At 33.4% G+C, this 14,801-nt stretch carries 15 protein-coding genes and 1 tRNA gene; 7 read left to right on the forward strand and 9 right to left on the reverse strand.

The window, feature by feature from the left end; genetic code table 11:
* Positions 1 to 275, forward strand: a 275-nt coding sequence (locus FC091_RS07535; RefSeq protein ID WP_138433669.1) for a T9SS type B sorting domain-containing protein, incomplete at its 5' end; no start/stop codon positions are given.
* A 321-nt stretch (positions 276 to 596) separates the two neighbouring features.
* Here the strand turns inward: FC091_RS07535 and FC091_RS07540 are convergent.
* A complete protein-coding gene (locus FC091_RS07540) occupies positions 597 to 2,114 on the reverse strand; it encodes an OmpP1/FadL family transporter (RefSeq protein ID WP_138433670.1) in 1,518 nt (505 codons plus the stop codon).
* A 31-nt stretch (positions 2,115 to 2,145) separates the two neighbouring features.
* The gene (locus FC091_RS07545; protein ID WP_138433671.1) at positions 2,146 to 3,219 is read right to left on the reverse strand and encodes a hypothetical protein; all 1,074 of its coding nucleotides are present in this window, start codon (positions 3,217 to 3,219) and stop codon (positions 2,146 to 2,148) included.
* A 100-nt stretch (positions 3,220 to 3,319) separates the two neighbouring features.
* Here FC091_RS07545 and proS point away from each other — a divergent pair, with 100 nt between their 5' ends.
* From proS to rpsT, 3 genes are all read left to right on the forward strand, one after another.
* Complete coding sequence (gene proS / locus FC091_RS07550; protein WP_138433672.1) at positions 3,320 to 4,798, forward strand: proline--tRNA ligase; 1,479 nt, start codon at positions 3,320 to 3,322, stop codon at positions 4,796 to 4,798.
* A gap of 109 nt (positions 4,799 to 4,907) precedes the next feature.
* Positions 4,908 to 4,979: transfer RNA gene (locus FC091_RS07555), tRNA-Glu, on the forward strand.
* Positions 4,980 to 5,003: 24 nt separating this feature from the next.
* On the forward strand, positions 5,004 to 5,255 hold the full coding sequence (gene rpsT, locus FC091_RS07560) for a 30S ribosomal protein S20 (RefSeq protein ID WP_138433673.1): 252 nt from the start codon (positions 5,004 to 5,006) through the stop codon (positions 5,253 to 5,255).
* 151 nt (positions 5,256 to 5,406) lie between these two features.
* On the opposite strand, the gene rho is transcribed toward rpsT, so the two are convergent.
* The gene (gene rho / locus FC091_RS07565) at positions 5,407 to 7,032 is read right to left on the reverse strand and encodes a transcription termination factor Rho (protein WP_138433674.1); all 1,626 of its coding nucleotides are present in this window, start codon (positions 7,030 to 7,032) and stop codon (positions 5,407 to 5,409) included.
* Positions 7,033 to 7,247: 215 nt separating this feature from the next.
* Between rho and FC091_RS07570 the strand changes: the two genes are divergently transcribed.
* A complete protein-coding gene (locus FC091_RS07570) occupies positions 7,248 to 7,658 on the forward strand; it encodes a DUF4293 domain-containing protein (RefSeq protein WP_138433675.1) in 411 nt (136 codons plus the stop codon).
* Between the two features lie 63 nt (positions 7,659 to 7,721).
* On the opposite strand, the gene FC091_RS07575 is transcribed toward FC091_RS07570, so the two are convergent.
* Entirely contained in the window at positions 7,722 to 8,213 is a 492-nt protein-coding gene (locus tag FC091_RS07575; protein ID WP_138433676.1) for a metallophosphoesterase family protein, read from the reverse strand.
* A gap of 73 nt (positions 8,214 to 8,286) precedes the next feature.
* Between FC091_RS07575 and truA the strand changes: the two genes are divergently transcribed.
* A complete protein-coding gene (gene truA, locus FC091_RS07580) occupies positions 8,287 to 9,030 on the forward strand; it encodes a tRNA pseudouridine(38-40) synthase TruA (RefSeq protein ID WP_138433677.1) in 744 nt (247 codons plus the stop codon).
* A 31-nt stretch (positions 9,031 to 9,061) separates the two neighbouring features.
* Positions 9,062 to 10,834, forward strand: a complete 1,773-nt coding sequence (locus FC091_RS07585; RefSeq protein ID WP_138433678.1) for an ABC transporter ATP-binding protein — start codon at positions 9,062 to 9,064, stop codon at positions 10,832 to 10,834.
* Here the strand turns inward: FC091_RS07585 and FC091_RS07590 are convergent.
* From FC091_RS07590 to folP, 5 genes are read right to left on the reverse strand one after another with little or no spacing between them, the layout of a single operon-like run.
* Positions 10,831 to 11,658, reverse strand: coding sequence for a DUF3667 domain-containing protein (locus FC091_RS07590; RefSeq protein ID WP_138433679.1), 828 nt, complete (start codon positions 11,656 to 11,658; stop codon positions 10,831 to 10,833). The genes FC091_RS07585 and FC091_RS07590 overlap by 4 nt on opposite strands.
* Positions 11,655 to 12,443 carry a DUF3667 domain-containing protein gene (locus FC091_RS07595; protein WP_138433680.1) on the reverse strand — a complete coding sequence of 263 codons (789 nt, stop codon included), beginning with the start codon at positions 12,441 to 12,443 and terminating at the stop codon, positions 11,655 to 11,657. The genes FC091_RS07590 and FC091_RS07595 overlap by 4 nt, the downstream gene beginning before the upstream one ends.
* A 3-nt stretch (positions 12,444 to 12,446) precedes the next feature.
* Positions 12,447 to 13,229 (reverse strand): diadenylate cyclase CdaA, encoded by a 783-nt coding sequence (gene cdaA / locus FC091_RS07600; protein ID WP_138433681.1) that lies wholly within the window; start codon positions 13,227 to 13,229, stop codon positions 12,447 to 12,449.
* Positions 13,230 to 13,262: 33 nt separating this feature from the next.
* Positions 13,263 to 13,967, reverse strand: a complete 705-nt coding sequence (locus tag FC091_RS07605; protein ID WP_138433682.1) for a hypothetical protein — start codon at positions 13,965 to 13,967, stop codon at positions 13,263 to 13,265.
* Positions 13,968 to 14,795 (reverse strand): dihydropteroate synthase, encoded by an 828-nt coding sequence (folP, locus tag FC091_RS07610; RefSeq protein WP_138433896.1) that lies wholly within the window; start codon positions 14,793 to 14,795, stop codon positions 13,968 to 13,970.
* Positions 14,796 to 14,801 lie beyond the last annotated feature (6 nt).

The following is a 14,801-nucleotide window of genomic DNA, read 5'->3' on the forward strand; positions in this document are numbered from 1 at the left end:
TTTTTGTGGTGGATTACCCAAAGTACTTTACGCCCAACGGAGATGGCATCCATGAAACATGGAACATAGAAGGCATTGGAAGTACTGCCAAAATTTATATATTTGACCGCTACGGGAAACTGCTCAAGCAGATCAGCCCGGAAGGCCAGGGATGGGACGGGACGTTCAACGGCAACAACATGCCATCGAGCGACTACTGGTTCACGGTAGAGTACCTGGAGCCCCTGACCAACCAGATAAAAGAGTTTAAAGCCCATTTTACTTTACGACGATAATTAACAAATAATTCGGAATAAAAGCCTGAACTTAAAGTTCAGGCTTTTTTAAGTTTAATAAGGCTAAGTTTGATTTTTGTTGGTGTTAAAGCCAATTATCTTTACTTTTAGAATTAAAGGTTTTACATTCTAAAATTGAAATAAGTTTTCAAAATGCAAATTATATTTTGAATCCTAATATTATTTTCTTCTCTTAGAAGAATGTATTTATTTTTGTTAGAATAATACCCTTGGTTTAGAATAAGATTATAAAAAAACTCAATAATCATTGATTATTGAGTTCTAATACTTTTTAGGCTTTTGGAGAACTATACGGTATAATTAGATTTTAAACCCAAGAGTTAAAATAACATCAGTAAATTTTGATTCAAACTGTGCTGAATCTGTAAGCCCAACGTTATAAAGCTGGTAATTTGTATCGCGCTCAGCTTGACTAAAAGCTAAATCAAGATTAATATTACCAAAATTATAGCCAAGACCTAATGAATACCCTGTTAGATCTCCAAAGAAAGTATCATCTTTATAAGGACTTTCTTCAAAACGGTAACCACCTCTAAAGCTTAGTTGTTTGTATCGATATTCACCACCGACTCTATAGGAGTTTGCTGTATCTAATGTATTACTAATACTATTGTTTAAAGCTGAAAAATAAGTGTCAGAAGTTGGTCTAAACTTTGTGTTACTATAATCTTTGATAGAATAATCAAAACTGAGTAACCCTTGTTTTCCAAAAACATATGCTAAACTTCCTGTAAGTTTTGAAGGTGTTTGTAATCTATATTCAGGGAAAATATTAACCACATTTGGGTTTAGGATTGTGTTACCTTCGGTCGTACTTGTAGTTGCTAAATATTGAGATGTTTCTTCTGATATTCTAAACCAAGTAGGTGAGTTAAACGACAATCCAACTCTGAACTCTTCCGTAACTTTTGCAATTCCTCCTAATTGAAAAGAGAATCCGCTTCCTGTTGTTAATAGATTGTTCTCAAAATCAACATTAGTTATGGTAGAATTTGTATTTGAATTAGTTTCGTTCAAAAACGTACTTCTCTCATAATTGATAAAATGTGCGTTAAGATTAATTCCTAAGAATATCTTGTCTTCATAACTTGTAGCAAGATTAAAAGCTAGTTTACCAGTGTAACCTCTACTAGAATAGTAATACTCTTGGTTATAATCAGTTCCGTTAAGATCTATATTAGACGTATAAGCAGTATTTTCATCCGTGTTTTCTACAGGGTCAATGATAAATCCTTCATATCCTAAAAATGCTTGTTGATTTTCAAATCCATAGAATGATCCAATTTCAGAGTATGCCTGAGAGATTGTCTCATCAGTAAAAGCTGATATCTCATCTAAACGTTTACCTTGTGCATTTAAGAGAAAATAGCTACCTATGGAGTTATTAGGGTTAACACCTGTAGCTACCCAATCGTCATCAAAATCAGCTGATCTATCGTAAGCAGCACTTAGAGTAAATTTTTTCCAAGGTGAACTTTCATTTCTATTAACAAATACAAATGTTGCTCCAAACTGATTTAAATCGAAGTTTGAGTTTGAAGCACTTGTAAATCCATTAAAATAATTAATATCATCATTTTTATTAAAAACACCAATAGAAACAGAGGTGTGGCTATTATTAAATATAGCAGAACCTGCAGGATTAATATTAACGGCTGACATGTCACCACCAAGTGCACCAAAAGCTCCGCTCATAGCTCTAAAACGAGCTGTTCCTTGAATTTCATCCATTGAATAGCGAACAGCGTCTGATATATCTTGCGCTAAAATATAATATGAGCTCGCTATGCTTATGCATAACATAAGTAATTTTTTCATAAGTTAATTTTATTTTAAGGGAATTAATCTATTATCCTCTGCCTCGTCTACCGCCACCAGAACGCATGCTGCCAGATGACCTTGATCCGCCTCCAGAGCGCATACTTCCAGAAGATCTAGATGATGAGCCTCTCGAAGATCTAACAGAGCCTGAAGATCTTGAACTTCTTGTAGATCTAACTGAACTAGACGGTCGTGTGCTTCTTGTAGACCTAATTGAGCCAGAAGATCTGTTGGTACCAGGTCTTGTAACCCTAGAGCTAGGTCTCGTAGAAGAATTTCGTATTGTACTATTTCTAGAAGAACGAGTTGTAGAGTTTAATCTGCTTGATCTTGTAGCACCGCGAGACAATCTATTAGTAGAATAGTTTCTTCTAGACAATGCAGAAGTACTCCTGTTGGCACGATTTAGATAATTGTTACTAAGCATTGAGCCTCTTCTACCAGCATTGTAAGCATAACGATTACCTCTATAATAACCATTCCAACCCCAGTTGTTCCAACCGTAGCCCCAACCAGGACCCCAGCCCCAGTTATTCCAGCCCAAGCCCCAACCAGCATTCCAACCCCAACCAGCATTCCAACCCCAGCCAGCATTCCAGCCCCAGCCAGCGTTCCAACCCCAATTGTTCCAACCCCAGCCCCAAGGTCGTCCCCAACCCCAGTTATTCCAGCCTAAGCCCCAACCAGCATTCCAAAGCCATGGGTCATTCCAGCCCCAGCCATTATCTATAATATTAATTGTAACACTTTCGTTGTTTTGACCCCAGCCGCCATAAACTGGGCGTTCTTCAGTAGTTTCTTGAGCTCTTTCCAGGTAATTACCCTCATAAGAGTCTATGTCAGTAAATATTTCGCTATTTTCCATAGCAGCATCTATTTGTGCCGCATTTTCAGCAAAATAATTTTTATAATAATCAGAATCATCAGTAGATGTAGTAGCAACAGGTTGTTCAACACTGGCGGTATCATAATCTTCAGATGAATAAATGCCGTCGTCATCGTAACCTACATATTGAAAAGAACCACATGAAGTTAACACGGTCATTAAACCGAGTACAACAAAAAATGGCAATTTGTATTTAGTATTAGTTTTAAATTGCATATCTCTTATATTTTATTGTTGAACATAGCAAAAATAGTTAGTTTTGCGCAACTATTTTTTTATTTAACATAGTCACAATATTTGTGCCAAAACATTGAAAATGAGTAAAAATCTTACTACTAGGGCTGAAGATTATTCAAAATGGTATAATGAATTGGTTGTAAAAGCCGATTTAGCTGAAAATTCTGCCGTACGTGGATGTATGGTTATCAAACCTTACGGTTACGCAATTTGGGAGAAGATGCAGGCAGAGTTAGATAGGATGTTTAAAGAAACTGGACATCAAAACGCTTACTTTCCTTTGTTTGTTCCAAAAAGTTTATTTGAAGCTGAAGAGAAAAATGCAGAGGGTTTTGCAAAAGAATGTGCTGTAGTAACTCATTATAGATTACAGTCTGATCCCGATAATGAAGGTAAGTTAAGAGTAGATCCTAATGCTAAACTAGAAGAAGAACTTGTTGTTAGACCAACTAGTGAAGCGATAATTTGGAATACATATAAAGGGTGGATTCAAAGTTACAGAGATTTACCAATTTTAGTAAACCAATGGGCAAATGTTGTTCGCTGGGAAATGAGAACCAGATTATTCTTAAGAACAGCTGAGTTTTTGTGGCAAGAGGGACATACAGCCCATGCAACCAAAGAAGAAGCAATTGCCGAGACTATACAGATGAATAATGTATATGCTGAATTTGTAGAAAATTTTATGGCTATTCCAGTTATTCAAGGTGTAAAAACAGAGAGTGAACGCTTTGCTGGTGCCGAAGACACATATTGTATAGAAGCTTTAATGCAAGATGGAAAAGCTCTACAAGCTGGAACATCCCATTTTTTAGGGCAAAATTTTGCTGAGGCCTTTGATGTTAAATTTACTAACAAGGAAGGAAAGCAAGATTATGTTTGGGCAACATCCTGGGGAGTTTCTACACGTTTAATGGGAGCATTAATTATGACGCATAGTGATGATAAAGGTTTAGTTTTACCACCAAATCTAGCACCTTATCAAGTTGTGATAGTTCCCATTTATAAGAATGAAGAACAGTTTGAGGCTATTAAAAAAGTAGCAGACCAAATAACTGACGATTTAAAAGAATTGAATATCAGAGTAAAGTTTGATGGTAGAGATACTTTGCGACCAGGAGCTAAATTCGCTCAACACGAATTGCAAGGTGTGCCATTAAGAATAGCAATAGGTCCTAAAGATCTAGAAAATGAAACTGTAGAATTAGCTCGAAGAGATACTTTTACTAAAGAGACTGTAATTTTAGATAGAGTTAATGTGGTTGTTGAAGATTTGCTTGAGGAAATACAAGAGAGTTTATTTAACAAAGCTTTAAACTTTAGAGATTCTCATATTACACAGGTTAATGATTTTGAAGAGTTTAAAAAAGTGTTAGAAACTAAAACAGGTTTCATTTCGGCACATTGGGATGGTACGGCAGAGACAGAGCAAAAAATAAAAGAGCTAACAAAAGCAACTATTAGATGTATACCTTTAGATAATAAAAAAGAAGACGGAAAGTGCGTGTTTACTGGTAATCCATCCAATCAGCGTGTGCTTTTTGCAAAGGCGTATTAAATTTTTTTCAAAAAAAATAAGTTAGTTGTTGCAACATTTAAAAATAGTTGTATTTTTGCATCCGCAATGGAAACATTGTAGGTTCATTTAAATAAGTAAATAACCAAATGGCCCGTTCGTCTATCGGCTAGGACGCCAGGTTTTCATCCTGGTAAGAGGGGTTCGATTCCCCTACGGGCTACAATTTTTAATAAGAAAAAATAAAATGGCAAATCATAAGTCAGCTTTAAAAAGAATTAGAAGTAACGAAAAGAAGAGAGTGCTTAACAGATATCAGCACAAGACTACTCGTAATGCTATTAAAAAATTACGAGAGTTAACTGATGCTAAGGAGGCAAAGTCAATGTTGCCAACTGTTATAAGTATGATTGATAAGTTGGCTAAGAAGAATATTATTCATTCTAATAAAGCTGGGAACTTAAAATCTCAATTAACTAAACATGTTGCTGCTCTATAATAGCAGAAACCGCTAAGAATATATAAAGGCTTTCGAAATCGAAAGCCTTTTTTTATGTCAAAATATTATCAGTTTTTGTAATTAAAAATAAAAAAGCCTTGAATTAGTTTTCAAGGCTGTTCTACATTATTATAGTTTTTGAAGATTTGTTTTATCCATTCATAGAAATCAGGAACTCTTCATTGTTTCTAGTTTGTTTAAAACGATCATTTATAAATTCCATCGCCTCAACCGGATTCATGTCTGCAAGATATTTACGCATTACCCACATTCTTTGAATTGTATTATCGTCTAATAATAAATCATCTCGTCTTGTACTAGAAGAAGTAAGGTCTATAGCAGGGAAAATACGACGGTTAGAAATCTTACGATCTAATTGTAATTCCATATTACCAGTACCTTTAAATTCTTCAAAGATAACTTCATCCATTTTAGAGCCAGTTTCTGTTAATGCAGTTGCTATGATTGTTAAGGAACCTCCGTTTTCAATATTACGAGCCGCACCAAAGAAACGTTTTGGTCTGTGTAAAGCATTTGCATCAACACCACCAGATAAGATTTTACCAGAAGCAGGTTGAACCGTATTGTATGCTCTTGCTAAACGTGTAATAGAATCTAATAAGATGACAACATCATGTCCACACTCTACTAATCGTTTTGCCTTTTCTAAAACAATATCTGCAATTTTTACGTGCTCGTGAGCTTCTTTGTCAAAAGTAGAAGCAATAACCTCACCCCGTACATTACGTTGCATGTCTGTTACTTCCTCAGGTCTTTCATCAATAAGTAATATCATTTGATATACTTCAGGGTGATTAGCAGCTATTGCATTAGCCACATCCTTGAGTAACATAGTTTTACCAGTTTTTGGTTGTGATACAATCATACCACGTTGTCCTTTTCCAATAGGCGAAAACAAATCCATTATTCTCGTAGAAATAGTGCTTTGTTTTTCAGCAATATTAAATTTCTCTTTAGGGAAAAGAGGAGTTAAATGTTCAAAAGCAACACGATCTCTTACAACATTAGGATCTTGACCATTAATTTTACTCACCTTAATAAGAGGGAAATACTTTTCACCTTCTTTAGGAGGTCTTACATGACCAAGAACAGTATCACCTTTCTTTAAACCAAATAAACGTATTTGAGATTGTGATACATAAATATCGTCAGGCGAGGTTAAGTAGTTATAGTCAGAAGATCTCAAGAATCCATAACCATCTTGCATTATATCTAAGACTCCTTCACTTTCAATAATAGCATCAAACTCAAAATCTGGCTCACGATAACGGTTTCTGTTATCCTTGTTGCCATTGTTTTTCTGATTGTTATTATTGTTATTTCGGTTTTGTCTATTATCGTTTTTCTGATTGTTGTTGTTAGAACGTCTATTGTCTTCTTTACGATCGTTAGACTTATTGTCTTGACGTTGCTGATTTTGCTTGTCGTTGTTAGACTTATTCGATTTTTGTTCTTTTGGCTTAGCGTCCTCTTTTTTATCTGAAAACTCCAAAGATTTTTGATCGTTATTCTCTTTTGGTTTTCTCTGTACTCTAGCTCTTTTTTGTTGAGGCTTATTTTGCTTTTGCTCTGGTTTTTGGTTGGAGTCTGTTTCAACCTTTGCTTTTACTGCTTCTGGGTTTGCAGCTTGATAATCTAAGATTTGATATACCAAGTCTAGCTTTTTTAGTGAGCGATACTTAGGTACATTGAGTTGTTTAGCTATATCCTGTAACTCAGGAAGCTTTTTAGCTTTTAACTGTGAAATTTCAAACATTCGTATGTTATATAATGTATTACAATTTGATATTATTAATTCAATATTTTCTAAATGAAATAAAAAGAAAAAAAGTGAAATTAATTTGGAAGATAGAATGATGCAAATCAATTCGTTGCTTCATTCTATTGCAATAATACAATTTTATTTTAAAACAATTTCTATCTTTTTAAAAATAAACTACTAATTTTGCCTAGCAATTTTTAATTGAAGATATGATTCAGCGCATACAAACACTTTATTTATTTTTATCTGTAGTTATTTCTGCAGGACTAATATTTGTGTTTCATCTGTGGACTAACACTGAGGATACGAAAGTTTTTGCAACAGATAATTATTTGTATTTGGGCTTGTTTTTAGCGTCGGCTTTATTATCTTTAATTTCGATTTTTAGTTTTAAAAATAGAAAGTCTCAATTTGTAATGGGACGAGTTAATATAATATTAAACTTTATTTTACTAGGAATCTTTGTATATCAATCTCTAAATATATCTGGAGAAACGAATGTTTCTGAGAAAGGTATTGGGATTCTTCTTCCTATTTTTTCTATTGTGTGTTTAGTCTTAGCAAACAAGGCTATTAAAAAGGACGAAGATCTTGTAAAATCTGTAGATAGATTACGATAGAACCTAAAATCTTAGTAGTATTAGTGCGAAAAACCCAGACGCTGCCGTCTGGGTTTTTCATTTTTATCTATCAAATTCTATAACTTCGAGATCTTTTATTTGTTTACCATCAATATTAAAGCGCAACATTGTTCTTTTACGATGAAAACCATGCTTACCTATGGCACCAGGATTCATATGTAAAAGACGTAACTTTTTATCTGGAATTACTTTTAAAATGTGAGAATGACCACAAATAAATAAATCTGGCGGATTATTTTGAAGTATTTCTCTAACCCGACCATTATATTTAGGAGGATAACCACCAATGTGTGTTATCCAAACATCAACATCTTCACATTTAAAACGCAGATTTAAAGGGAATTCGGCTCTTGCTTTGGTGTCATCAATATTGCCATAAACAGCTTTTAATGACTTATGTTTTTTTATTTCATCGGTTACTTTTAAATTTCCGATATCACCAGCATGCCAAACTTCATCGGCTTGCTTTACATATTTAATAATAGTGTCATCAATGTAACTATGTGTATCTGATAAGAGGAGTATCTTTTGCATTAAGATAATATTGTGATATTAACTACCGATTCTATGTATCTTTGTGATTTAAAAAGCAAAAATAGCCAATCTTTTGAGATATTTTTTAGAGTTATCATACAATGGTAAAGCCTATCATGGTTGGCAAAATCAGCCAAACGCTATTTCGGTACAAGAAGTTATAGAAAAAGCACTGAGTACTATTTTAAAAGAAACTATCGATATTGTTGGTGCAGGTAGAACTGATGCAGGTGTGCACGCATCCCAAATGTATGCTCATTTTAATTTTGAAGGGAATTTTAAAGAAAAAGATATTACTTACAAGTTAAATTCCTTTTTACCCAAAGATATAGCCATTCATGATATTTTTAAAGTTACATCTCAAGCGCATGCTAGGTTTGATGCTTTGAGCAGAACATATCATTACAGAGTTTCAACATTAAAAAATGTATTTGATTATGATTATTCGTATCAAATGCATTTGCCTTTAGATGTAGATGCCATGAACAATGCTTGTAAAATTTTATTTGAGTATAAAGACTTTCAATGCTTTTCTAAGAGTAATACAGATGTAAAAACCTATAATTGCAATATTATGGAAGCGTTTTGGACTCAAAATGATGATGAACTTTTGTTCACCATAAAGGCTAATCGGTTTCTGCGAAATATGGTTAGAGCCATTGTTGGTACTATGGTAAATATTGGTTTAGGGAAATTAAAACCTGAAGATTTACATCAAATAATCGCATCAAAGGATAGGGGCAATGCAGGATTTTCAGTTCCTGCACATGGATTATATTTGGTAAATATTGAATATCCTGAAACTATTAGAGTTTAATAAGCATTTATAGAGCTAATTTTGGCTTACGATGGCAGAAAAAAATAAAAAGAAAATATTTGACACAACGCTCTTTAAGCGTTTATTACATTACATAAAGCCCTACAGAACGGTATTTGTAATCTCACTGATTTGTGTTATTGGTTTAGCTGTTTTTGGTGCGTTAAGACCAAGGATTTTAAAGGATGCGATAGATATTAAAATAGCCAATAAAGAGTATAGTGGTTTTGTGTTTTACATGGGTATTATGCTTGTGCTTCTTGTTTTGGAAGTTGTATCTCAGTTACTATTTATTTATTACGCAAGTTGGCTGGGCCAGTCTGTTGTAAAAGATATTCGTGTTAAACTTTTTAAGCATATCCTAAAGTTTAAAATGACTTATTTTGATAAGTCGTCTGTTGGTGTTTTAATAACCAGAGCTGTAACAGACATGGAGCGTATTGCAGATATTTTTGGGCAAGGACTGTTCATGATTTTTAGTGATATTCTAAAAATGTTGGTGGTGGCAATTTTTATGGCATTTATCAACTTAAAATTGAGTTTAATTGTTTTTGCAACGATGCCTGTAATTATTGTTGCTACCAAGATTTTTCAGAAGTACATGAAACGTGCTTTTGAAGATGTGCGAACAGAAGTCTCCAACCTTAATTCTTTTGTACAAGAGCGTGTTACCGGAATGAAAATTTTACAGTTGTTTACACGAGAAGCTACTGAATACACAAAGTTTAAAGAAATAAACGAACGTCATAAAAAAGGCTGGTTAAAAACCGTTTGGTATAATTCCATTTTCTTTCCAGTAGCTGAATTTGTGTCTTCACTTACTATGGCCTTGGTAATTTTAGTTGGAGGATTTACAGCCATAAACCAAGGCGCAACTACAACCTTGGGTGATTTGATTTCGTTTACAATGTTTATTCCAATGCTTTTTAGACCATTGTATCAAATCGCCAATAAATTTAATACATTACAAATGGGCATGGTGGCTGCTGATCGTGTGTTTAGGGTGTTAGATACCACTTCTAATATAGATGATTTTGGAACCATTGAAGCCAATCATTTTAAAGGTGCAATTGAGTTTGATAATGTTAGATTCTCTTATGTTAAAGATGAAGAAGTTTTAAAAGGCATTTCTTTTAATGTAGAAGCAGGTGAAACAGTCGCTATCGTAGGGGCTACAGGAGCCGGAAAATCTACAATCATCAACTTATTGAATCGTTTTTATGAAATAAATTCTGGACATATAAGAATTGATGGTACAGACATAAAGGATATGATCCTAAGTTCATTACGTAACCAGATCGCAGTCGTATTGCAAGACGTATTTTTGTTTGCTGATACCATTCTAAATAACATTACGCTCAATAACGAATATATTACAGAAGACGATGTTGTCACTGCTGCAAAAGCTATTGGTATACACGACTTTATAACAAGTCTTCCCGGTGGTTATCACTATAATGTAAAGGAACGTGGTGTTATGCTCTCTTCTGGTCAGCGTCAACTGATTTCGTTTTTAAGGGCTTATGTCACTAATCCGAGTATTTTAATTTTAGATGAAGCTACTTCTTCTGTAGATTCATATTCTGAGCAATTAATACAAGATGCTACAGATACAATTACCAAAGGAAGAACATCAATTGTTATTGCACATAGATTGGCGACTATTCAGCAGGCTGATAAAATTATTGTTATGGATGCTGGACAGATTGTAGAAATTGGAACACACAAATCTTTACTTAAGAAGAAAGATGGTTATTACAAAAATCTTTATGAAGTTCAGTTCTTAAAGGCTGAGGCCGTTTAATTAATCGTATCTTTTATTGTTTTGGCAGCTTCAATTTCAGCTCTTTTGGCTTCTATCATAGCGTCCAATGACCCATTATAATACATTATAATGGTAGATGCTATTGTTATAATGACAAATAGTACGATTAGAATACCAATAAATAGAAGAGATCTAAGTAGTATTTGGGTAAAACTAAGACCGTAAACACGTTTAAGGCAGTATGTAAAATATAAAACCATAATTGGTATCGTAAGCAATCCAAATGCTTCAAAAGATATTAGTTTAGTGGGTACTAACGCAACTGTTAAGATGGCGATACATATAGATAGTTGTGCTTGGCCGTACAAAAAAATAACAATTAATTCCGTGTAATTATATGTTTTTATACCTATAAAAGTAAGCCTTGCGATTAAGGCATAGATTGGTATATATAACATCATTATAAGGGACTGATAGTCGGTCATAAAACTATATGTAGAATCAAAGACAGCTTGCTGCGTTTTACCGATTTCTGTATTTAAATCGTAAAGTGAAATATCAGTCTGAAATTGCTGTAAGACATAAATTTGTAGACCAGACAAAGTAATGGCTAAGGCAAAATAGCTGATAACGTTTACGTACTTTTTTCTGGTGCCATTTATATAACCAACAATAACATCTTCTGGTTTTTTAAAAAGCTGAATAAAAGTTTGGAGCAGCTTGTTGTCGTAATTAAAAAAGGTTTCACTAAGATGTGTAAATAAGTTTTTTAAGGTAAGTCTGTTACGGATTACTTTTGCACCACAACGACTGCAATAATCATATTGCTCTTTTAACTCGGTATTGCAGTTTTTACAATTCATTGATTAAGAATTTGCTTAACTACTAAAATGATAATAACCAATACCATTAAGAATAATATTGACACCATATAAATAATCATTGTGATTAAGAATTTGGCCAAAGTATTCACAAAGCTTTCTCTAAATATACGTTTAAGTACATAGAATAAATATAGGAACGTAGGTAACGTAAGTATGGTGGAAACAATCAGATAGTTTAAACCAAATAGTAAAAATAAAATGCTAAAAAAAGCTGTAATTATAATTATTTGGGCAGAGTAGTATAGGTTTAATACAAGATGTTCAGTGTAATTATATTTTCTATTGCCAGTAACATAGTATGCTAGCCATGAGCCTAGAGCAGATAGAGGAACTGTTAAGATATAAATAAGGCCTTGGTATTTTGTAAACATGTCGTATTCTATACCAGCAAAAGGGTTGTTTTCTTGTCCTGGTAGATTTTGAACACCTTCAATAAATTCAGTATTAAACCCAATGACATCGTTAAAAAAAGTGGTCATTAAAAATACCTGAATACCAGCAAGAGTTAAGGATACAGCGAAGTATTGTAATACATCGATATACTTTTTTCTAGTACCCTCAATATAATTGACTATAACTGATTCTGGTTGTTTAAAAAGATCAATAAATGTTTTTAAAAACTTGTTGTCTAAAGAAATAAACTGCTCATTTATTTGGTTTGCAATAATCTTTGGTGTTAAACGGTTTTGAATCACTTTTGCACCACACTCATCACAATACTTTTGTGTGTCTTTTAGGACCTTATGGCAATTTTTACAATTCATTACTTAGTTTAAGTCTTCCTTAATCTTTTTTACAAGATCATCAGTGTCTTTAAACATTACAAACTCACCGTTTTTAATGTATGATATTTGCCCTGTTTCTTCACTCACAGCAATGGCAAGTGCATCTGTTTTTTCAGTAATACCAATGGCAGCTCTGTGGCGCAGACCAAAACGTTCTGGTATACGTTTTTCGTTATTAACAGGCAAGATAACACGTGTTGCTTTTACTACGTTTTTATCAATAATAATAGCACCATCATGTAGTGGGCTATTTTTAAAGAAAATACTTTCAATAATGGGCTGAGAAACTAAAATGTTAGTATCATCACCAGTATTTGTTAAGAAATCTAAATTGTTATTACGTTCAATAACAATTAATGCTCCTGTATTTGTAGCGCCCATTCTATTGCAGGCGTTGATAATAGCTTCGACATCTGTAGAAGTCTGATTTTCGTTTTTAAGAAATTTAAAATTTTTAAAAATTCCTTTTTTGCCTCCAATATTAGTTGAGCCTACGAGTAGTAAAAACTTTCGGATTTCTGGCTGAAAGACCACAATAAGTGCAATAATACCAACTTTCATAAAACCATCAAAAATGCTGTAGAGCATCTGCATTTGCAGGTAATCTGTAAGTCTCCAAGCAAAATAGATGATAAGAATACCAATAAAAATATTGATAGCCACAGTGCCTTTTACAAGCTTGTAGATGTAATAGAGTAGAATAGCCACAAGGAAAACATCTACAAAATCTATAAATCTAAATTCCCAAAGTTGAAGGTTTTCCAAGGTTAGTGCTTTTTGCTAATTTAATAATTTATGTTAATAAATGAATTCGTTAGAGTTTATAATGATATTGTTGTTTTTCAACTTCTTTAATTTTTTTTTAATTGAAATATAATTTTGAAACCCGAGATTTTTATTAAAATATAAATCTAGTTGGAAATTATCAGTTTCATAGATTTGAATAAATTCATCAAAATTTTGAAAATTTAATGTTGCGAATTCATCATTTTTAAAATCTAAAATGACTAAACTATCAATGTCAAAGTCTAAAGTCCATTTGGTTGTTTTGGGATAGATGTTATCAGATTTATGTTTTGAGCTATCAATTAATATATTATAAGGTTTTTTATGATTCTTTATAAATCTATATTTAACCTCAGTAAACTCTAAAAACCCCAAATTCTTAATACTTGTATCATTACAAGTAAAATAATTCTTTGCATCTTCATTTTTGTGCATCGATTCTTTTTTACGTTTGTTTTGCAGATATTGAATATGAGGAATAGCCTGCCTCAAAGTTAAGCGCCTGTCTACATTAACTAACCAGTTTGTAGTACCAATAAGATTTTTTCTATTGAAAAGGGTAGAGTCTGGTTGGGTTTCGTCATAAAAAATATAAACAGGTGAAACATCTAAAACTTCTGTGACTTCTGCATTTTCAATTTCAGGTAGCAGCAGTACGCGTTCATTGTTGCAGCCTAAAAAAGTAGTTATTGCTAAGATATATAATAACTTTTTCATTTAGTTCTTAATTAGTTTATTAAACAACATCACACACTCAACAGCTTCTTTTACATCGTGCACTCGTAAGATTTTTGCACCTTTTTGCAAAGCCACCATGTGTAATGCGGTTGTGCCATTAAGTGCGTTTTCAGAAGTGGTGTTCAGTGTTTTGTATATCATCGATTTTCTTGAAACACCTGCTAAGATAGGTTTGTCTACTATTTGCAATAACTCCATATTGTTGAGTAGCTCGTAATTTTGCTCTAGTGTTTTAGCGAAGCCAAATCCAGGATCTATAATTATATCGTTGATTTTTGCAGCATGCGCTTTTGCAATACGTTCTGCGAAATAGCTGTTGATATCTTTTACCAAATCATCGTAATCAGTTTGCTGTTGCATAGTTTTAGGATTCCCTTTCATGTGCATCATAATGTATGGTACGCCTAGTCGCCCAACAGTTGCAATCATGTTTTGGTCCAAATATCCAGCAGAAATATCATTGATGATTGCAGCGCCAGCTTCAATACTTTTTTTGGCAACTTCACCTCTAAATGTGTCAATAGAAATTAGAGTCTCAGGATAATGTTTCAGAATAAGTTTTACAACAGGCACCACACGATTTAATTCTTCAGTTTCACTAACATCATCTGCACCAGGACGTGAACTGTAGCCACCAATATCTATAAAAGTAGCACCTTCGTTCAGCATGGTTTCAACCTGATTTAAAATTGATTTCTCATCTTTATATTGTCCACCGTCGTAGAAAGAATCTGGTGTAACGTTGAGAATTCCCATCACCTTGGGTGTAGAGATGTCTATAAGTTGGCCTTTGCAGTTTATGGTCATGCTAGA

The sequence above is a fragment of the Winogradskyella algicola genome, assembly GCF_005869935.1.
GTDB lineage: Bacteria > Bacteroidota > Bacteroidia > Flavobacteriales > Flavobacteriaceae > Winogradskyella > Winogradskyella algicola.